This is a genomic window from Jannaschia halovivens, assembly GCF_046452375.1.
In the GTDB taxonomy this organism is placed as follows: domain Bacteria; phylum Pseudomonadota; class Alphaproteobacteria; order Rhodobacterales; family Rhodobacteraceae; genus Jannaschia; species Jannaschia halovivens.
Genome location: NZ_JBKFDJ010000001.1, coordinates 2472010 through 2490455 on the forward strand (window position 1 = coordinate 2472010; position 18446 = coordinate 2490455).

An 18446-nucleotide genomic window follows, 5' to 3' on the forward strand; every position below is an offset into this window, starting at 1 on the left:
ACATGCCGAGAGACATTCCGGATCTTGGACAGGACGGCGAAGGCTCCGTCCAGGTTCATCAGGACGAAAGCGCCAAGATCGAGGGGGCCAAGGTCTTTTCGGTCTACGGCAAGGGCGGGATCGGCAAGTCGACCACCTCGTCCAACCTGTCGGCAGCGTTCACCAAGCTGGGCAAGCGCGTGCTCCAGATCGGCTGCGACCCGAAGCATGACAGCACCTTCACCTTGACGGGCCGGTTGCAGAACACCGTGATCGACGTGTTGAAAGAGGTCGATTTCCACGCCGAGGAGCTGCGCCCCGAGGATTTCGTCGCGGTCGGCTACGGCGGCGTGCAATGCGTCGAGGCGGGCGGCCCGCCCGCGGGCACGGGGTGTGGCGGCTACGTCGTGGGCCAGACCGTGAAGCTCCTCAAGCAGCATCACATGCTTGAAGACACCGACGTGGTGATCTTCGACGTCCTGGGCGACGTGGTCTGCGGCGGCTTCGCGGCGCCGCTGCAACATGCGGACCGCGCGCTGATCGTGACGGCCAACGATTTCGACAGCATCTACGCGATGAACCGGATCATCGCCGCGGTGCAGGCGAAGTCGAAGAATTACAAGGTGCGGCTCGCGGGCTGCGTGGCGAACCGCTCCAAGGACACCGACGAGGTGGACCGGTATTGCCGCACGGTCGGCTTCGACCGCATCGCGCATATGCCCGATGTCGACGCGATCCGCCGCTCGCGCCTGAAGAAGAAGACCCTGTTCGAGATGCCCGACGAGGAGGACATCGTGCGCTGCCGCGCCGAGTATGTCCGGCTGGCCAAGCTTCTTTGGGACGGGACCGAGGGCAAGGCGCCGGAATCGCTGCCCGACCGCGAGATCTTTGAATTGCTGGGCTTCGACTGAATGAGCGCCACGCGCACATATGACGCCACGCGGGCTCGGGTCGAAGGCTATTTCGACCGGACCGCGACGCAGGTCTGGGATCGCCTGACCTCGGACGCGCCGGTCAGCCGGGTGCGCGCCACGGTGCGCGCGGGCCGGGACCGGATGCGGGGCGTGATGCTGTCGCGGCTGCCCTCCGACCTGCGGGGGATGCGCGTGCTGGACGCGGGCTGCGGCACCGGGGCCAAGACCGCGGCATTGGCCGCGCAGGGGGCGACGGTGGTGGCCGTGGACATCTCGCCGAAGCTCCTGGCGATCGCCTCAGACCGGCTCGACCCCGCCCATGCCGGGCGCGTGACCTTCGCCGCGGCCGACATGTTCGACGCCGATCTCGGCAATTTCGACGCGGTCGTCGCACAGGATTCGATGATCTACTACGGCGCGCCCGAACTGGCCGAGCGCCTGAATGCGCTGGCGCCGCGGGCGGGGCAGGTCGTGTTCAGCCTCGCGCCGCGCACACCGCTCCTCATGACGATGTTCTGGGCGGGCAAGGCCTTCCCGCGCGCCGACCGCTCGCCCGCCATGGTGCCCCATGCGGCCGCCGACCTCGGGCCCCGCCTCGACGGGACGCTGACCGAAGTCGAGCGGGTGACGAGCGGGTTCTACATCTCGACCTGCCTGGAGCTTGCCCCATGAGCGCGCCGGCGGTCCTCAAGCAGTTCGCGCTGTCGATGCTGCCCTTCTCGGATGCCGGCTCCGAAGCGCTGCCGCTGCGCCAGCTTCTGCGCCTGTCGCTCTTCCAGGTCTCGGTCGGCATGGCGGCGGTGATGCTGCTGGGTACGCTGAACAGGGTGATGATCGTCGAGCTGGGGCTGAGCGCCTTCCTCGTCGCCGCGATGATCGCGCTGCCGGTTCTGGTGGCACCGTTCCGCGCACTTCTGGGCTTCCGGTCGGACACCTATCGCAGCGCCATCGGCTGGAAGCGCATTCCCTATCTGTGGTTCGGCACGCTCTGGCAGTTCGGCGGTCTTGCCATCATGCCCTTCGCGCTTCTGATCCTCGGGGGCTACGACCAGGTCCGCATCCCGCCCTTCGCCGGCGAGATCGCGGCCGGCCTCGCCTTCGTTATGACGGGCCTCGGCATGCACATGACGCAGACGGCGGGCCTCGCGCTGGCGGCCGACCGGGCCGACGATGCCACCCGGCCCCGCGTCGTGGCGCTTCTCTACGTGGCATTCCTCGCCGGAATGCTCGTCAGCGCCATCCTGATCGGCTGGCTCCTGCGCGATTTCGACGGCGTGCGCCTGATCCAGGTCGTGCAGGGCACGGCGGTCGTGACGCTGATCCTCAACGTCATCGCGCTCTGGAAGCAGGAAAGCCTGCGCCCCACGACCAAGGCCGAGCGTGCCGCGCCGACGCCGCGCTTCGCGGACGCCTGGGCCGACCTGTCGCGTGGCGGCACGGCCGGGCGGCTTCTGGCGGCGGTGTTCCTCGGGACGATGGCCTTCAACATGCAGGACGTGCTGCTGGAGCCCTATGGCGGCGAGATCCTCGGGCTTTCCGTCTCGAACACGACGCTTCTTACGGCAAGCTGGGCCATCGGCGCGCTGGGCGCCTTCGCATTGGCGGCCCGGTGGCTGACGCAGGGCATCGACCCGACCCGCATGGCCGCACGCGGCATCCTGGCCGGAATCGCGGCCTTCTCGGCGGTGATCTTCGCCTCGCCGCTCGGTTCGGCACCTTTGTTCTTCGCGGGCGCGATGGGCATCGGCTTCGGCGGCGGACTCTTCGCGGTCGCGACGTTGACCACGGCGATGACGCTGCCGGTGACGGACATCGCGGGCCGAGGTCTCGCCCTCGGGGCCTGGGGCGCGGCGCAGGCGACGGCGCAGGGCCTCTCGACGGCGCTGGGCGGCGGTATCCGGGACGGCGTGGACGCGCTGGCGACCTCCGGCATGCTGGGCACGGGGCTGGACGACCCGGCGACGGGATATTCCGTCGTTTACCATCTCGAGATCGGACTTCTCTTCCTGACGCTGGTGGCCTTGGGGCCGCTCGTCGGGCGCACGGACAGACCTTCAGACAGACCCGAACCGAAGGAGGCCAGGATCGGACTGGCCGACTTCCCAACATGATACGGAGGACACCCTGATGGTGGACCCATTCTTCGGCAATTTCGACTTGGCCAGCCTGTCGCTCTGGCTGTTCTGGGGCTTCTTCGCCCTGCTGATCTACTATCTCCAGACGGAGAACATGCGCGAGGGCTACCCGCTCGAGAACGATGACGGGACGCTCGCGCCGAACCAGGGCCCGTTCCCTGTGCCGTCGCAGAAGACCTTCATCCTGCCCCACGGGCGCGGCACCGTGACCGTGCCCGACGGCAAGCCCGAAGGCCGCGAGATCGCAATGGCCAAGACCGCCGTGCCGAACGGCTTCCCGTTCGAGCCGACGGGCGACCCGATGCTTGACGGCGTCGGTCCCGCTTCCTGGGCGCCGCGCCGCGACGTGCCGGAACTCGATGGCCACGGTCACCCGAAGATCGCGCCGATGGACGCGATGCCCGACTTCCGGGTCAGCGCCGGGCGCGACCCGCGCGGCCTGCCGGTGATGGGCGACGACGGCAAGATCGCCGGCACTGTCAGCGACATGTGGCTGGACGCGCCCGAGCAGCACGTCCGCTATATCGAGGTCGACGTGGAAGGCGCGGGCAAGCGGCTGGTGCCAATCCAGCTGGTGCGCATCCATGGCGACCATGTCGAGGTAAAGGCCCTGCATCACCGGCACTTCGCGCAGATCCCCGCAACCCGTTCGCCGACGCAGGTCACCCTGCTGGAGGAGGACAAGATTTCCGGCTTCGTGGGCGGCGGCAAGCTCTACGCCGCGCGCGACCGGCAGGAGCCGCAGCTCTGACCGCTGCGGCCTGACGACGAGAAGGAGACGATCCCGATGACCGACCATGACGACTTCGACCAGGAACCGATCCGGGGGCTGCCCGAGCTGCTGCCCGAGGGCGAGGAAATTCTGTGGCAGGGCAGCCCCGACTGGTGGGCGCTGACGAAGGAGTCGTTGTCGGTCCGGGGGGTCGCGCTCTATTTCGGTCTGCTGTTCGGGTGGCAGACCGTGTCGGCCGCGGCGGATGTGCCATGGGCCACGGCCCTGGCGCAGTCCTCGTTCTACCTCGTCCTCGGTGCGGTCACGTGCGCCATCCTCGCGGCCATCGGCTGGTGCCAGGCGAAGGCCGCGATCTACACCATCACCAACCGCCGCGTGATCCTGCGGATCGGGGCGGCGCTGACGATGACGCTGCAATTCCCGTTCCGCTGGATCGCGGCGGCGGACCTGACGACCCGGAAGGACGGCACGGGCACGATCGCGCTCCGCACGCTGGGCGAGACGCGGTTCAGCTACCTGATGATCTGGCCGCATCTGCGCCCCTGGCGCTTCACGCCGACGCAGCCCGCGCTGCGCGCGATCCCCAAGGCGGCCGAGGTCGCGCGTCTTCTGGCCGAGGCGGCGCAGGCCGACCTGTCGATGCCGCAGGTGACGAGCGCGCCCGTGGCCCCCACACCTGACACGGGCGCGATGCCCGTCCCGGCGGAGTAGGCGCGATGACCCCCGAAGCCCGCCTCGCCAATCGCGACAAGGAAATGGTGCCCACGCTGCTGTTGCGCGCGATGGGCGTCCTCGTTGTCTGCGCGCTCTTCATCACGGGCTACGCGGCCCTGACCGATCGTCCGCTCGAAGCGATGCCCGCCCTCGACGGCGAGGCGGGCGTGGTGCGCGAGCGGATGATCTTCATCGATGCCGACGGCATGACGGGCGCGGCGCGCGTCCTCGATGCCAACGGTGTCGTCATCGCCGACCTTGATCCCGGTCAAGGCGGGTTCGTCGCAGGGGTGCATCGTGCCCTCGCGTTCGAGCGGGATCGGCGCGGCGTCGGGATGGAGGCGCCGATCCGCCTCGTCCTTTATGAAACGGGCCAGCTGTCGTTGCGTGACGACGCGACGGGATGGCGGGCCGAACTGATCGGATTCGGGGCGGAGAACGCAGACACCTTCGCCAAACTGCTGAACTGAACCAACGGGAGGAACGACCCATGGGACTGTTGACGAGAACGAAAGAGGAAGCGCCCTGCACCGTCGAGGTGTCGCATCGCTTCGAGGAACTGAGCGCGCATGTCCGGCTGGACAACGGCGCGATCATCCATCCCGGCGATGCCGTCGAAGTGCAGGGCCCCGAGATCATGGCCCCCTACGGCGAGGTCGTGCGCGAGAAGCGCACCGCGATCATCACCCGGGCCTCGGGCGTCGAGCGGATGTGGACCCGCATGACCGGCGACCTGGAGTTCATGGAGCTCTGCGAGTTCTCCTTCTCCGAGGAGACGCTGCAATGAACGCCCATGCCACCCATTCCGCCGATGCCAGCACCGTCGAGGAGGCGCTGGCCGCCGACAACCAGAGCGCCGTCATCGACAGCGAGACCGCGACGCAGGTCGCGATGTCGAACACGCTGCTGACGCCGCGTTTCTACACGACCGATTTTGACGAGATGGACGCCATCGACGTGACACCGGTGCGCGCGGACTGGGACGCGCTGATCGCGCAGATGCAGGCCGATCCGAACAAGGGGCACTTCAAGAAGAACGAGGACTGGGACAAGGTCGACTGGGACGGGATGGAGCCGAAGCTCCGGGCCGAGTTCATCGACTTCCTGATCTCGTCCTGCACGGCCGAGTTCTCGGGCTGCGTCCTCTACAAGGAAATGAAGCGGCGCGGGTCCAATTCGGACATCACCACGCTGTTCCAGCTGATGGCGCGGGACGAAGCGCGGCATGCGGGCTTCATCAACGACGCGCTCCGCGAGGCGGGGATCGCGGTCAATCTCGGGTTCCTGACCCAGAAGAAGAAGTACACCTACTTCCGGCCGAAATTCATCTACTACGCCACCTATCTTTCCGAGAAGATCGGCTACGCCCGCTACATCACGATCTTTCGGCATCTCGAGAAGCATCCGGAGCATCGCTTCCACCCGATCTTCAAGTGGTTCCGGGAGTGGTGCAACGACGAGTTCAGCCATGGCGAGGCCTTCGCGCTGCTGATGAAGACCGACCCGAAGCTGACGACCGGGCGCAACGTCTGGTGGATCAAGTTCTTCCTCACCGCGGTCTACGGCACGATGTACGTGCGCGATCACCAGCGGCCGGAATTCCACAAGGCGCTGGGCGTCGATCCCGACTGGTACGCGCACGCGGTCTTCGAGAAGACGTCCGAGATTTCGCGGCAGGTCTTCCCGATCACGCTCGATATCGACCATCCGCGCTGGCAGCCGACGCTGGAGCGTCTGCAGGCCGCGAATGCCGATCTCGCGGCGGCCGAGAAGAAGACGGGCCTCGCCCGACTGGTGGCGCGCACGTCCGCGCAGGCCCGCGCGGCGGCGGCCTTCGTGGCGCTCTACACGATCCCGGCGATCCGGCACGACGTGCCCGCCGCGACCCGTCTCGAGCCGGCCTACTGATGGCGGGCAGCCCGTGGATCGCGGCGTGTTTCGCGCTTTTCGCCTGGTGGGCTTCCACCGGGGCGATCCTTGTGGCTGTCCGCACCACGCGCCGCCCGATAGTGGTCGTGCTCGCGACCCTGCCGATCATGTTCGCGGGTCTCGCGGCCTTCGTCTGGGTTTCCGGCGGATCGGGCCTCGTCGCGGTCTACGGCGCCTTCCTCGCGGCGCTGGTGATCTGGGGCTGGATCGAGCTCGCGTTCCTCGTGGGCGTCATCACCGGCCCCTCGACCCTGCCCGCCAAGCCCGGCGTGCCGGAATGGGAGAGGTTCGTCCGCGCCTGGGGCACGGTTGCCTATCACGAGATGACGCTGACGGCGGCTCTGATCGGCCTCGCCATCCTCAGCCACGGGACCGAGAACCGCATCGGTTTCTGGACCTTCGCGGTGCTTTATGCCGCGCGGATCAGTGCCAAGCTGAACCTCTATCTGGGGGTGCGGAAGGTGAACACGTCCTTCATCCCGCACCACCTGTCTCACCTGCCCAGCCATTTCCGCGAGGCGCGGATCAACTGGCTTTTCCCGACCTCGGTGACAGCGTTGTCCTTCGTCACCTTCGGCTGGCTCCAGCGGATCTGGGCGGCGGGCAGCCCCGCCGAGGCGGCGGGCTTCGCGCTGCTTGCGGCGCTGACGGCGCTCGCGCTGTTGGAGCATTGGTTCATGGTCGTCCGCCTGCCGGACGAGAAGTTGTGGCGGTGGATGCTGCCCGAGAAAGACACTTTGACGGAGGAGGGTCCCGATGCCGTTCGATAAGCTGTTTCAGGCACAACTGGATGTGCTCAAGGCCGAAGGCAACTATCGCTATTTCGCGGATCTGACGCGGGAATGCGGCCAGCATCCGCGCGCCAAGACCCACAAGGACGGCGAGATCCGGGACATCACCGTCTGGTGCTCGAACGACTATCTCGGGATGGGCCAGCATCCGGACGTGGTTCAGGCCATGGCCGACACCGCGCGCGCCTGCGGGACCGGCGCGGGCGGGACGCGCAACATCTCGGGGACGAACCACCACCACCTGATGCTCGAGGCCGAGCTGGCGGATCTTCACGGCAAGGAGGCGGCGCTGCTCTTCACTTCCGGGTACGTGTCGAACTGGGCCGCGCTCTCAACGCTCGGGTCGCGCCTGCCCAACGCGGTGATCCTGTCGGACGCGCTCAACCACAACTCGATGATCGAGGGTATCCGACATTCGCGCGCCGACAAGGTCATCTGGAAGCACAATGATGCCGACGACCTCGACCGGAAGCTGGCGCGCCTGCCCGCCAACGCCACCAAGATCGTCGCCTTCGAAAGCGTCTATTCCATGGATGGCGACATCGCGCCCATCCGCGAGATCGTTGAGGTCTGCGAGAAGCACGGCGCGCTGAGCTATATCGACGAGGTTCACGCGGTTGGCATGTACGGCCCGCGCGGCGGCGGCGTGGCCGAGCAGGAGGGGCTGATGGACCGCATCACCCTGATCGAGGGCACGCTGGGCAAGGCCTTCGGCGTAATGGGCGGCTATATCACCGGGTCGGCCGCGCTCTGCGACTTCATCCGCAGCTTCGCGTCCGGCTTCATCTTCACCACGGCCCTGCCGCCGGCGGTCGCCTCGGCCGCCGCGACGTCGATCCGCCACCTGAAGTCCAGCCAGGCCGAGCGCGACCAGCAGCGGCGCCAGGTCGCCCGCCTGCGCGCGCGGCTGGATGCGGAAGGCATCCCGCACGAGCCCAACCCGAGCCACATCATCCCGGTGATGGTGAAGGACCCCGTGAAGTGCCGGATGCTGTCGGATTACCTGATGGATCAGTTCGGAATCTACGTGCAGCCGATCAACTATCCCACGGTGCCGAAGGGGACCGAACGGCTGCGGTTCACGCCGGGGCCGAACCACACCGACGAGGATATCGATCGGCTCGTCGCGGCGTTGTCCTCGCTTTGGAAACAATGCGCGCTGGCCCGCAAGACCGCCTAATCGCCACATGGCAGAACGTTGTTATTGGAAGACGGCGGGCCGCGGCCTAGCTGTCCATCCGAACGAGAGATCTAGGGAGACTTCGAGATGATCCGCACGCTCACCATCGCCGCCGCCATCATGGCCGCCGCCCCCGCCTTCGCCGACAGCCACGGCGTCGATCTGACCGCCACCGGCGATGCCGGCGCGGGCGAGAGCGCGTTCCGCCAGTGCCAGTCCTGCCACGTCGTGCAGGATGCCGATGGCGAGGTTCTGGCCGGGCGCGCCGCAAAGACCGGACCGAACCTCTACGGGGTCGTGGGCCGGGCCTATGGCGCGGTCGAGGATTTCCGCTACTCGGACATCATCGTCCTGGCAGGCGAGCAGGAAAACGTCTTCGACGAGGCCCGCTTCGTCGCCTATGTCCAGGACCCGACCGGCCACCTGCAGGAGATCACCGGCGACAACGGGCGCGGCAAGATGACCTACAAGGTCCGCAAGGAAGAGGACGCGGTGAACCTCTACGCCTTCCTCGCGCAGTTCAGCGACGAGGCCGCGGCGACGAACTGACGCCCGCCTCCTCGAGGAACGACATCATGGCCCCCGCCGCCTCGGCGGGGGCTTCTTCATGCATGAGATGGCCCAGATCGTCGAAAATCCGCAGCTCCGCGCGGGGCAGGCGCTCGGCCATCTCGCGGCTGACGCGCGGCTCGACCGCACGGTCGCGCCCGCCCGCCAGTAGGAGCACAGGGGCCTCAAGGCCCGAAGCATCGCGCACCAGCCGGTCGAGCGACCAGCTCGCCATCATCGCAAGGGCACCGCCGACATGGCCGCGATCCGAAATCAGCCGATGATATTGCCCGAGCCCCGCCGCGTCGATCCGGCTGCCGGTCCCTTCGATCAGGCGCCGCGTCCGCGCCGGGCTTCCGGCGGCGGCAAAGAGGAACGGCGTCAGCGGATTGACCGCCAGCGCCTTGGCCATGATCGGGAAGAGCCAGCCGGCCAGCCCGTCGAACATCTGGAACGCGCCGTTGATCGACACGACCGGGACGGGGCGGGCGAGGGCCAGGCGCAGCGCGATCGCGGCGCCGGCGGAATGGCCGAGGATCGCGGCGGGTGTCAGGCCCAGCGCGCCACAGAGCGTCGTCACGTCCTCGGCCATCGCATCGAGCCCCGAGCGCCCGGACGATCCGAGCCGCGTGAACCCGTGGCCGGGAAGGTCGATCATGGTGACGCGGTATCGCTCCGCCAGGAGCGGGACGAGGCCGCGCCACGAATGGGTGGCCCCGCCCGCCCCGTGGAGCAGGAGGACGTCCGGTCCTTCCCCGATCTCCTGCACGTGCCAGCGATGTGGCCGGGACGCGACCATGCGGCTCGCCTTTGCGAAGGGCCAATCTGGGGGAACCGGGCCGCTCACACCGTGTCCGCCACGATCCGGCTGAGCCCATGGGCGTCCGCGCGCGGCAACGGACGGCAGGCCGCGCCCATGCGGGCCGCGAGGTCGGCCAGCGCCGGGGTCGGACGTGTTCCGGTGTCAATCACCACCGCCGGCAGGCGCTGCGCCCGGATTGCCCCGGCCATGGCCTCGGCGTCCGCCAGCGCCTCCGTTCGGGCGGCTTCGCCTGAAAGCGCGATGTTCGGCCGCCCGTCGGTCAGCACCACCAGCGCCGGGTCCATGCCGCGCCCGCGCGCCTGGTGGGCCAGCGTCAGCCCGTCGCGCAATCCTGCCGCCAGGGGCGTGCCGCCGCCTCCGGGCAGAGCGGCCAGTTCGCGCTTGGTGCGCACGAGGCTGCGCGTCGGCGGCAGCAGGAGTTGCGCCGCATCGCCCCGGAACGCGATCAATGCCACGTGGTCGCGCCGGGCATAGGCCTCGGCCAGCAGAAGCTCGACAGCACCTTTCGCCTCGGCCAATCGCCCGAGTGCCGAGGAGCCCGAGGCATCCACGGCGAAGACGATCAACCGGTCAGACCGCGTTTCGTATCGCCTCAGGTGAATGTCGGAGGCCCGCACCGCGACGGGCTGTCCGGGGCCACCGCCGCGCATCCGCTGCCACGGGGCCGCCGCGCGCAGCGTCGCCACGAGGTCAATCCGCGCCTGGCCATCCAGCCGTCCGGGCCGTGACGGCAGGGGTCGCCCGCGCCGGTTGCCGCGCCGCACGGCACCGGCCCCGATCCCGGACGCTCGCGGCGTAAGTCCGGCCGCGATCCGCGCCAAGAGATCGGGCGGCAGGAGGGCCAGCGCCGCCTCGACCGTCAGCTCCGCATCGGCGGGTAGGGTGCTCGGGTCGGGCGGCGGGGCCTCGGCAGGGTCGGGCGCGTCCTCCGGGAGGTCGGGTTCGGGCGGCGGGGCCGGAAGCGTCGTGGCGCGTGGCAGCAGGCTGACGGCGATGGCGAAGGTCAGGTCCGCTTCGGCCAGTCCACGTCCGTCCAGCGCCGCCGACGCCTCGGCCACGCGCAGCGCCTGGATCACGGGTCGGACCGACGCGATCCCGAGGGCCGCAGCCGTCGCCGCGAGCCGTGCGCGCGCCAGATCGGTCGCAATGGGATCCGAGGGATCGAGCGGTGTCGGCGCGGGCCTGTCGGCGGGCCGGAGTCCGTCGAGATCCACGCGCATGGCCATGCGGTCCGACAGGGCGGGGGCCAGCGCCTCGTCCTCGACCCCCTCGTCGAGCGCGAGCAGGCCGACCCGGCGCCCGTCGAGCGCCTGTCCCAGTCGCGCGGCGAGGCCGCGGGGCGCGCGCTCGGCCATGGTCAGGACCGCAAGATCGTGCCGGTCGAGGACGCCGCCGCGCCGCACGGGCCGACCCGCCTTCAGCGTCGCGGCGAGGTCGAGCCCGCCGAAAAGCGCCTCGTCGGACATGTCGGGATGGAGGCGCGCGGCCACGGGGGCGTCTTCATTGAAGACGGAAAGCCAGGTATCGCGCGCGTCCGACGCCCGTGCCCGGAGATGCAGGCCGCCGAGGCCGACGGGATCGGCGGCGAAGCATCGTGCCGCGCGGACCGCGCTGGCCCAGCGCGCGGCGGTCACGCCAGCACCTCCTCCGCGGCCCGCGCGACCCGCGAGGTGGATCCGGCCTCGTCCAGAGGATCGCGGCGCAGGCGGTGGCGCAGCGCCATCGGCGCGACCCGTCGGACGTGGTCGCGCGTCGCCTCGGGGACGCCGTCGAAGGCGGCGAGCGCACGGGCCGCGCGCAACAGTGTCAGCTCGCCCCTGAGCCCATCCGAGCCGAGCGCGATGCAAAGTGCCGCGCAGTCGCGCAGCGTGGCATCCGACGCCGTCGTATCCGGCAGGGCGGCGCGGGCGGCGACGATCCGAACGCGGAGCGCGTCCTGCGCATCCGCCCAGTCCCGCGCGAAGCCGTCCGGGTCGCGATCAAAGCGGTCGCGGCGCTTCACGACCTCGATTCGGTCGTCGATCTCCGTGGGCGAGACCACCTCGACCGAGAGACCGAACCGATCCAGAAGCTGGGGCCGAAGCTCGCCCTCTTCGGGGTTGCCGGAGCCGACGAGCACGAAGCGGGCGGCGTGCCGGATCGACAGACCCTCGCGCTCGACGACGTTCTCGCCCGACTGGGCGACGTCGAGCAGCAGGTCGACCACGTGGTCCTCGAGCAGGTTGATCTCGTCGATATAGAGATAGCCGCGATTGGCCCGCGCGAGGAGGCCCGGCTGGAACGCCTTCTCGCCGCGGGTCAGCGCCGCCTCGATGTCGAGCGCGCCAGTCACCCGGTCCTCGGTGACGCCGAGGGGCAGGTCGACCACCGGGGTCGGGCGGCTGACCATCGCCGTCCCCGCGCGGGCCCAGTCGGGCACGTCCCCGGGGCGGGCGGAGTTGACCGGGCAGTTCTCGACCATCTCGAGCGGCGGCAGCAGGCCCGACAGCGCGCGCACGGCGGTCGACTTGCCAGTCCCGCGGTCGCCGAAGACGAGGACGCCGCCGATGCCGGGGTCGATGGCCGTCAGGATCATCGCGGTCTTCATCTCGTCCTGCCCGACGATGGCCGCGAAGGGAAAGGCCGCGCTCATGCCGGGGCCGACGGGGCGAGGACGTCGCCGATAGGTCGCCCCTGCCACTGGCCCGTCGCGTCCGAGATCGCGAAGCGGGCGTAGAGTTCTTCGGCGAACCAGTCACCGTCGCGCACGGCCTTGATGGCGGCGGCGTGGGGGCCGGAGGTGCGGGCGAAGCGCGTCATGGAATCGGCATCGGGCCAGACCGAGAAGGTCACCTGGTGGAGGAGCGGCACCTCGCCCACGCCGATCTTGAGGCGGACGGCCGGGTCGTCGCCGATCCGCGCCGAGATGTCGGGCACGCGGCGCCAGAAGCGCATGAGGTTCCGGGGGCGCACGCTCGCGCGGGTGAGTGCGGCGAGCGGGCCGACCGGCGCGACTCGGCCGGGGCCGAAGGGCGCGCGGCCCGACCAGACGCCCCGTGCCGAGATCGGATCCATCCTGAGGGTGCAGACCTCTGCAGCACGGGCTGCCCAGCGCGCGAAGACGTCGCTGCCGAGGCCCGCCTCGGCCGCCGCCGCGTCGTCCCAGACGCAGAGGATCGCCCAGACGGCGGTGTTCGGCACTGGGGTAAAGCCCTCGCCCGTTCCGGAGCCCATGAGCTTCCAGAAGTCGAGGCCGGGCAGGCGGGCGAGCGGGCGACGGGCCAGACCCATCTGCGCAAGCGCCCAGAGCCGATCCCGAACGGGGCCGAATCGGTGAAGTGTAAGCGTGACGGTCGGAATGGTCGTTCGTCCCCGGTGTCGTGGTCGTGGGTCGGTCACGCGACACTCGCGTTCCCCTTCGACGTAGTGTAAACACAACTGGACAGTGAGGGAAGTCCGACAAGATGACACGTCACGAACGGATCGACGGCGCAGGCCCCCATGCGGTCGTGATCGGGGCGGGGCTGGGCGGACTGGCCGCCGCGATGCGACTCGGAGCCAAGGGATGGCGCGTCACGGTGGTCGACAAGCTCGACATGCCGGGCGGCCGTGCCAGCAGCATCACGATGGACGGGCACCGCTTCGACCTCGGGCCGACGATCGTCACGGCGCCCGAAGTGTTCCGCCGCCTGTTTTCCGATTGTGGACGCGATTTCGACACGGCGGTCGATCTGCGTCCGCTCGATCCCTTCTACCGCATTACCTGGCCTGACGGGTCGCATCTCGACACCTTTGCGGGCGATGCGGCGATGGAGGCCGAGATCGCGCGCGTCTCGCCCGGTGACGTGGCGGGCTGGCGGCGGTTTCTCGAGGCCGCCGAGCGGCGTTTCGTGGTCGGGTACGAGGGCATGCTGACCAAGCCCATGCACCGGCTCTGGGAGACGGTGAAGGTGCTGCCGGAATTCGCATGGCTGCGGGCGGATCGCTCGATCCTCGGGCTGGCGCGCAAGCATGTGAAGGATGAGCGGCTGCGGATGGCGCTGTCGTTCCACCCGCTCTTCATCGGCGGCGATCCGGCGCGCGTGACGTCGATGTATGCGCTGGTGAGCCACCTGGAGAAGACGCAGGGCGTGCATTACGCGATGGGCGGAGTCGGCGCGATGGCCGATGCCATGGCCGGTGTCGTCGACGACCAGGGCGGTCTCCTGCGGCTGGGCGCCGAGGTGGACCGGATCCTGCAGGACGATGCGGGCCGCGCGCGGGGCGTGCGGCTGACCGGCGGCGAGGAGATCGCGGCCGACATCGTCGTCTCGAACGCCGATGCGGGCCATACCTACGCGCGGCTGCTCAAGGGCACGCGCAAGCGGTGGACCACGGCGAAGCTCGACCGCAGCCGGTGGTCCATGGGTCTCTTCGTCTGGTATTTCGGGACCGAAGGCACGCGCGGGATGTGGCCCGATGCGGGGCACCATACGATCCTGTCGGGCCCGCGCTACGAAGGGCTTCTGCGCGACATCTTCCGGCGCGGGCACCTGGCCGAGGACATGAGCCTCTACGTCCACCGACCGTCCGTGACCGATCCGACCGCGGCACCCGAAGGCGGCGACACGTTCTACGCACTGAGCCCGGTGCCGCATTTGGGGCATGCGAACCCGGTCGACTGGGCCGCCGAGGCCGAGAGTTACCGCGCGAAGGTGCAGGCGGTACTGGAGGAGCGGCTCTTGCCCGGGCTGGGCGATCACGTCACCGCGCAGATGACGCTGACGCCCGAGGATTTTCGCGAACGCTATCTCTCGCCGCATGGCTGCGGCTTCTCGATCGAGCCGCGCATCCTGCAATCCGCGTGGTTCCGGCCGCACAACCTCTCGGAGGAGGTGCCGGGGCTTTACCTCGTGGGCGCGGGCACGCATCCCGGCGCGGGACTTCCGGGTGTCGTCGCCTCGGCAGAGGTGGTCGAGCAGATCGTGCCGCCGGTCCCCGCCCGCGTGGCCGCCGAATGAGCGCGCCCGCACCCGCCTCGGCGCAGGCCGACATGGATCACTGCCGCGAGGCGATCCGCACCGGCTCGCTGTCCTTCCATGCCGCCTCGCGCTTGCTGCCACGGTCGGTCCGCGATCCGGCGCTGGCGCTCTATGCGTTCTGTCGGCTGGCCGACGACGCGGTGGACGAGGTGGCCGACAAAGGCCCTGCGGTGCTGGAGTTGCGCGACCGGCTCGACCTCGCCTTTGCGGGGCGTCCCAAGGACGCGCCCGCCGACCGCGCCTTTGCACGCGTGATCGAGGCGTTCGACATGCCCCGCGCGCTGCCGGAGGCCCTGCTCGAAGGGCTGGCCTGGGATGCGACGGATCGGCGCTATGCCACGCTGTCGGAGCTGCGCGGTTATTCGGCGCGCGTGGCCAGCGCCGTGGGCGCGATGATGTGCGTCCTGATGCGGGTGCGCGACGCCGATGCGCTGGCGCGGGCCTGTGATCTGGGCGTCGCGATGCAGCTCACCAACATTGCACGAGACGTGGGCGAGGATGCCCGCGCCGGACGGCTCTACCTGCCGACCGAATGGCTCGATGCGGCTGGCGTCGATGCCGAAGCCTTCCTTGCCAATCCATGCTTCACCCCCGAGATTGCCGGGATGGTCCGTCGCCTGCTGGCCGAGGCGCGACGGCTCTACGATCGGTCCGAGGCGGGCGTCGCGGCGCTACCAGTGGCGGTGCGCCCCGGCATCCTCGCCGCGCGGCACATCTACGACGGGATCGGCGGGTCGATCCGGCGGGCTGGCCATGACAGCATCACCGTCCGGGCCCGCACATCGAAGGCGCAGAAGCTCGGCTGGCTCGCGCAGGCCACGGTGCAGGCCGGTCTCGTGACGCTGCTGCCCCGCTCGGCGATCCTGCACGCCAAACCCCTCGACGAGGTGGCCTTCCTCGTCCATGCCGCCGCCGACCCGCGCCCCGCGCGCGGCGGCTGGAGCGAGGAACTCACCGCCGTCTTCGCCCAGCTTGCGGCCCATGATCGGCCCGACGGCGCGCGCGGCACCTGACTTCGTGCGCCCGCGCCCTACCTGACGCCGATGGACTGGATCCTCTTCCCGATCTTCCTCGGCGCCTGCGGAGCGGCCGCCGCGACCGGCGCGATGTTCCAGCCGGGCGCGTGGTACGACGACCTGTCGAAACCCGACTGGACGCCGCCGAACTGGGTGTTTCCGGTCGTCTGGACCTATATCTACGTGGCACTCGCCGTGGCCGCCTCACGGGTCGCGGGACTGGACGGATCGCACTACGCCATGGCCTTCTGGGCAATGCAGATCGCGTTCAACACCCTCTGGACGCCGGTCTTCTTCGGGCTGCGCCGGATGCGTGCCGCACTCGTAGTGATCGCGGGGCTGTGGGTGGCCGTGGCGGGCCTCCTCTGGTCGCTCTGGTCGCTCGACGCGATCTCGTTCTGGATCGTGGCGCCCTACATCGTCTGGACGAGCGTGGCCGGCGCGCTGAACGCGTCCGTGGCGCGTCGGAACCCCACCTACGCCTGACCCAGATAGGCCCGGAGTTCGGGGGTCGGCGCAGCGAACAGCGCGTCGGTTGGTGTGGGCGCGATGACGCGGCCATCGGCGATCAGCGCCGTCTGCTGCGCGATGCGTCGCGCGTCGTCCGGGTCGTGGGTCACCATCAGCACCGAGAGGTCCCGCGCGGCAGCGGTCTGCTCCAGAAGGTCCAGCATCTCATGGCGCAGGGCAGGCCCGAGCGCGCCGAAGGGCTCGTCGAGAAGAAGCCAAGGCCGATCGCGGAGCAGCGCGCGGGCCAGCGCCGCGCGCCCCTGCTGCCCGCCCGAGAGATCGCGCGGACGGCGATCCCCGAGGCCAGCCAGCCCGACATCCGCGAGCACCGAATCACGCCGCGCGATCTGATCGCGTGACAGGCGCAGGTCGGGCCGCAGGCCCATCCCCACGTTCTGTGCGACGGTGAGATGCGGGAAGAGGTTCTGGTCTTGGAACAGGATCGAGAGCGGGCGGTCGCCCGGCGACAGGTCCGTGATGTCGCGATCCGCGATCACGATGCGCCCGGCGGCGGGGTCGAGGAAGCCCGCGATGGCCGCCAGCAGGGTCGATTTGCCCGACCCGCTGGCGCCCATCACCGCCGTGATCTGGCCGGTCGCGAAGGTGACATCCGCGGCGAGATCGAAGGCCCCGAGCCGGAGTTGCACATCGTCAAGTCGCATCGCGCGATCCCCTCTCGAATAGCCAGAAGAGCCCCAGGGACAGACCCACGAGCAGGACCGCCGCGGCCTTCGCCTCCTCGATGCGGTAGCTGCCCATGAGCTGGTAGAGCACGAGCGGCAACGTCGCCCGATCGGGCGAGGAGAAGAGCGCGATCACCCCGAGGTCGCCCGCTGCCAGCGCCGCGGTGAGCCCGCCCGCAAAGCCGAGCGGTCGGCGCAGGCGCGGCAAACCTACCCGTCGCAGCCAGGTCAGCCCCGTCAGCCCGAGCGAGGCCGAGAGCCGACCGTAGTCACGCCTGAGATCGCCCACCGCCGGGATCAGCGCGCGGAGTGCAAAGGGCAGGGCAAGGATGACGTTCACCCCCGCCGTCACCGGCAGGGCGAGGGCCACCGGGTTCGCGACCGGGAGGAGCAGGATATAGAGACCCGTCCCGAGGACGAGGGGTGAGGCCGCGATCGAGAGGTTGCCGACCGTCTCGATCCACGCGCCGAGCGGGGCCGTCGCCGCAAGGGCCATCGGTACGGCCAGCGCCAGCGTCAGAATTGCGGCGGCGAGGGCGATGAGGAGCGAGCGGAGCGCGGCCCACCAGACCACATCCGGCAGCCGGACGACGTGGAAGACACCCTCGCCCAGCACCAGCGCCATCGGCAGAAGGAGGAACAGGCAGGCGAGCGCGATCGCGGCTGCGTCCTGGGCGCGGAGCGGGCCGGTCGACGCGTCCCAGCGCGGCGTCACCCGGTCGAGGCCCGCGCCGAAGCCCGAGGGCAGGGCAAGGCGCAACGACAGGATCGCCGCCGCGATGCCCAGCGCGAATTGCAGCGCCCCGAGGATCGCCGCGCGCCCGAGGTCGAAATCGAAGCGGAACGCCTGGTAGATGGCAAGCTCGACGGTGGTGGCGCGGGGCCCGCCACCCAAGGCAAGTGCCACGGCGAAGGACGTGGTGCAGATCAGGAAGATAACGACGAAGATGCCGGGCACCACGGCCCGCAGCATCGGCAGCTCGATCCGCCGGAGCATGTCGGCGGGCGTGAAGCCGAGCGACGAGGCCAGCCGCAACCGCTCGCCCGGAACGGCCTGCCAACCCTGGAGGATCAGGCGCGTGGCCAGCGGCATGTTGAAGAAGACATGGGCCAGCACGATGCCATGCGGGCCGTAGATCGAGACCGGCTCCACGCCGATCCAGCCGAGCGCGGTGTTGACCACGCCCGCCCGTCCGAACACGGCGACGAGGCCCAGCACCGCGACGATCACCGGCAGGATGAACGGCGCGCCCAGCAGAAGGACCACCGCGCCGCGCCCCGGGAAGGCGCGCCGCGCCAGCGCGCGTGCCACCGGGACCGCCAGCAGCACCGAGAGCGCGGCCGAGATCGCGGCCTGTGCCAGTGTGAAGCGCAGCGCGGCCCAGTCCGAGGTGCGCAAGCCCGCCCAGCCCTCGGCCCGCCACGCGACGGCGGCGAGCGGCAAGAGCAGCGCCGCCGCCACGATCGCGGCGGCGGCGATGCCGAGACGG

Annotated in this window: 20 protein-coding genes; 14 read left to right on the plus strand and 6 right to left on the minus strand. The window is 69.8% G+C overall.

All coding sequences use genetic code 11. From position 1 onward, the window contains the following. Window positions 1-2 precede the first annotated feature (2 nt). The 11 genes from bchL to ACK8OR_RS12560 all read left to right on the plus strand — a co-directional run bounded on the left by bchL (window position 3) and on the right by ACK8OR_RS12560 (window position 8924). On the plus strand, window positions 3-890 hold the full coding sequence (bchL, locus tag ACK8OR_RS12510) for a ferredoxin:protochlorophyllide reductase (ATP-dependent) iron-sulfur ATP-binding protein (RefSeq protein WP_298437934.1): 888 nt from the start codon (window positions 3-5) through the stop codon (window positions 888-890). Continuing rightward, window positions 891-1565: a magnesium protoporphyrin IX methyltransferase gene (bchM, locus tag ACK8OR_RS12515; RefSeq protein ID WP_410189715.1), complete on the plus strand. Its 675-nt coding sequence runs from the start codon at window positions 891-893 to the stop codon at window positions 1563-1565. It abuts the gene before it with no gap. Then, entirely contained in the window at window positions 1562-3004 is a 1443-nt protein-coding gene (locus tag ACK8OR_RS12520; protein ID WP_410189716.1) for a PucC family protein, read from the plus strand. The genes bchM and ACK8OR_RS12520 overlap by 4 nt, the downstream gene beginning before the upstream one ends. A 16-nt stretch (window positions 3005-3020) precedes the next feature. Then, entirely contained in the window at window positions 3021-3779 is a 759-nt protein-coding gene (gene puhA / locus ACK8OR_RS12525; RefSeq protein WP_410189717.1) for a photosynthetic reaction center subunit H, read from the plus strand. 36 nt (window positions 3780-3815) lie between these two features. After that, complete coding sequence (gene puhB / locus ACK8OR_RS12530; RefSeq protein WP_410189718.1) at window positions 3816-4472, plus strand: photosynthetic complex putative assembly protein PuhB; 657 nt, start codon at window positions 3816-3818, stop codon at window positions 4470-4472. Window positions 4473-4477: 5 nt separating this feature from the next. Next, entirely contained in the window at window positions 4478-4945 is a 468-nt protein-coding gene (gene puhC / locus ACK8OR_RS12535; RefSeq protein WP_410189719.1) for a photosynthetic complex assembly protein PuhC, read from the plus strand. Between the two features lie 20 nt (window positions 4946-4965). Next, entirely contained in the window at window positions 4966-5262 is a 297-nt protein-coding gene (locus ACK8OR_RS12540; protein WP_410189720.1) for a hypothetical protein, read from the plus strand. Beyond that, complete coding sequence (acsF, locus tag ACK8OR_RS12545) at window positions 5259-6383, plus strand: magnesium-protoporphyrin IX monomethyl ester (oxidative) cyclase (RefSeq protein WP_410189721.1); 1125 nt, start codon at window positions 5259-5261, stop codon at window positions 6381-6383. The genes ACK8OR_RS12540 and acsF overlap by 4 nt, the downstream gene beginning before the upstream one ends. Beyond that, a complete protein-coding gene (gene puhE, locus ACK8OR_RS12550) occupies window positions 6383-7174 on the plus strand; it encodes a putative photosynthetic complex assembly protein PuhE (protein WP_410189722.1) in 792 nt (263 codons plus the stop codon). Before acsF ends, puhE begins: the two co-directional genes overlap by 1 nt. Continuing rightward, complete coding sequence (gene hemA, locus ACK8OR_RS12555; protein WP_410189723.1) at window positions 7161-8375, plus strand: 5-aminolevulinate synthase; 1215 nt, start codon at window positions 7161-7163, stop codon at window positions 8373-8375. The genes puhE and hemA overlap by 14 nt, the downstream gene beginning before the upstream one ends. A gap of 87 nt (window positions 8376-8462) precedes the next feature. Beyond that, the gene (locus tag ACK8OR_RS12560; RefSeq protein WP_410189724.1) at window positions 8463-8924 is read left to right on the plus strand and encodes a c-type cytochrome; all 462 of its coding nucleotides are present in this window, start codon (window positions 8463-8465) and stop codon (window positions 8922-8924) included. Here ACK8OR_RS12560 and bchO read toward each other — a convergent pair. Genes bchO through crtA form a run of 4 tightly spaced genes read right to left on the minus strand, consistent with a single transcriptional unit; the run spans window position 8896 to window position 13125 of the window. Continuing rightward, window positions 8896-9771, minus strand: a complete 876-nt coding sequence (gene bchO, locus ACK8OR_RS12565) for an alpha/beta fold hydrolase BchO (protein WP_410189725.1) — start codon at window positions 9769-9771, stop codon at window positions 8896-8898. The genes ACK8OR_RS12560 and bchO overlap by 29 nt on opposite strands. Further along, window positions 9768-11381 carry a VWA domain-containing protein gene (locus ACK8OR_RS12570; RefSeq protein ID WP_410189726.1) on the minus strand — a complete coding sequence of 538 codons (1614 nt, stop codon included), beginning with the start codon at window positions 11379-11381 and terminating at the stop codon, window positions 9768-9770. Before ACK8OR_RS12570 ends, bchO begins: the two co-directional genes overlap by 4 nt. Then, a complete protein-coding gene (bchI, locus tag ACK8OR_RS12575; RefSeq protein ID WP_410189727.1) occupies window positions 11378-12379 on the minus strand; it encodes a magnesium chelatase ATPase subunit I in 1002 nt (333 codons plus the stop codon). Before bchI ends, ACK8OR_RS12570 begins: the two co-directional genes overlap by 4 nt. After that, window positions 12376-13125: a spheroidene monooxygenase gene (gene crtA / locus ACK8OR_RS12580; RefSeq protein ID WP_410189728.1), complete on the minus strand. Its 750-nt coding sequence runs from the start codon at window positions 13123-13125 to the stop codon at window positions 12376-12378. Before crtA ends, bchI begins: the two co-directional genes overlap by 4 nt. Window positions 13126-13190: 65 nt before the next feature. Here crtA and ACK8OR_RS12585 point away from each other — a divergent pair, with 65 nt between their 5' ends. From ACK8OR_RS12585 to tspO, 3 genes are read left to right on the plus strand one after another with little or no spacing between them, the layout of a single operon-like run. Continuing rightward, on the plus strand, window positions 13191-14726 hold the full coding sequence (locus ACK8OR_RS12585) for a phytoene desaturase (protein WP_410189729.1): 1536 nt from the start codon (window positions 13191-13193) through the stop codon (window positions 14724-14726). After that, window positions 14723-15760: a 15-cis-phytoene synthase gene (gene crtB, locus ACK8OR_RS12590; RefSeq protein WP_410189730.1), complete on the plus strand. Its 1038-nt coding sequence runs from the start codon at window positions 14723-14725 to the stop codon at window positions 15758-15760. Before ACK8OR_RS12585 ends, crtB begins: the two co-directional genes overlap by 4 nt. Before the next feature lie 30 nt (window positions 15761-15790). Further along, entirely contained in the window at window positions 15791-16249 is a 459-nt protein-coding gene (tspO, locus tag ACK8OR_RS12595; RefSeq protein WP_410189731.1) for a tryptophan-rich sensory protein TspO, read from the plus strand. On the opposite strand, the gene ACK8OR_RS12600 is transcribed toward tspO, so the two are convergent. Both ACK8OR_RS12600 and ACK8OR_RS12605 read right to left on the minus strand, forming a co-directional pair. Beyond that, the gene (locus ACK8OR_RS12600) at window positions 16240-16935 is read right to left on the minus strand and encodes a thiamine ABC transporter ATP-binding protein (RefSeq protein WP_410189732.1); all 696 of its coding nucleotides are present in this window, start codon (window positions 16933-16935) and stop codon (window positions 16240-16242) included. The genes tspO and ACK8OR_RS12600 overlap by 10 nt on opposite strands. Next, complete coding sequence (locus ACK8OR_RS12605) at window positions 16925-18418, minus strand: ABC transporter permease family protein (protein ID WP_410189733.1); 1494 nt, start codon at window positions 18416-18418, stop codon at window positions 16925-16927. Before ACK8OR_RS12605 ends, ACK8OR_RS12600 begins: the two co-directional genes overlap by 11 nt. Window positions 18419-18446: the final 28 nt, after the last annotated feature.

Coding starts and splice junctions, on each gene's coding strand:
- ACK8OR_RS12585 (WP_410189729.1), top strand. CDS start 13,191: ATGACACGTCACGAACGGATCGACGGCGCAGGCCCCCATGCGGTCGTG.
- tspO (WP_410189731.1), top strand. CDS start 15,791: ATGGACTGGATCCTCTTCCCGATCTTCCTCGGCGCCTGCGGAGCGGCC.
- ACK8OR_RS12540 (WP_410189720.1), top strand. CDS start 4,966: ATGGGACTGTTGACGAGAACGAAAGAGGAAGCGCCCTGCACCGTCGAG.
- puhC (WP_410189719.1), top strand. CDS start 4,478: ATGACCCCCGAAGCCCGCCTCGCCAATCGCGACAAGGAAATGGTGCCC.
- crtB (WP_410189730.1), top strand. CDS start 14,723: ATGAGCGCGCCCGCACCCGCCTCGGCGCAGGCCGACATGGATCACTGC.
- bchL (WP_298437934.1), top strand. CDS start 3: ATGCCGAGAGACATTCCGGATCTTGGACAGGACGGCGAAGGCTCCGTC.
- ACK8OR_RS12560 (WP_410189724.1), top strand. CDS start 8,463: ATGATCCGCACGCTCACCATCGCCGCCGCCATCATGGCCGCCGCCCCC.
- puhE (WP_410189722.1), top strand. CDS start 6,383: ATGGCGGGCAGCCCGTGGATCGCGGCGTGTTTCGCGCTTTTCGCCTGG.
- bchM (WP_410189715.1), top strand. CDS start 891: ATGAGCGCCACGCGCACATATGACGCCACGCGGGCTCGGGTCGAAGGC.
- acsF (WP_410189721.1), top strand. CDS start 5,259: ATGAACGCCCATGCCACCCATTCCGCCGATGCCAGCACCGTCGAGGAG.
- ACK8OR_RS12600 (WP_410189732.1), bottom strand. CDS start 16,935: ATGCGACTTGACGATGTGCAACTCCGGCTCGGGGCCTTCGATCTCGCC.
- puhA (WP_410189717.1), top strand. CDS start 3,021: ATGGTGGACCCATTCTTCGGCAATTTCGACTTGGCCAGCCTGTCGCTC.
- hemA (WP_410189723.1), top strand. CDS start 7,161: ATGCCGTTCGATAAGCTGTTTCAGGCACAACTGGATGTGCTCAAGGCC.
- ACK8OR_RS12520 (WP_410189716.1), top strand. CDS start 1,562: ATGAGCGCGCCGGCGGTCCTCAAGCAGTTCGCGCTGTCGATGCTGCCC.
- bchI (WP_410189727.1), bottom strand. CDS start 12,379: ATGAGCGCGGCCTTTCCCTTCGCGGCCATCGTCGGGCAGGACGAGATG.
- puhB (WP_410189718.1), top strand. CDS start 3,816: ATGACCGACCATGACGACTTCGACCAGGAACCGATCCGGGGGCTGCCC.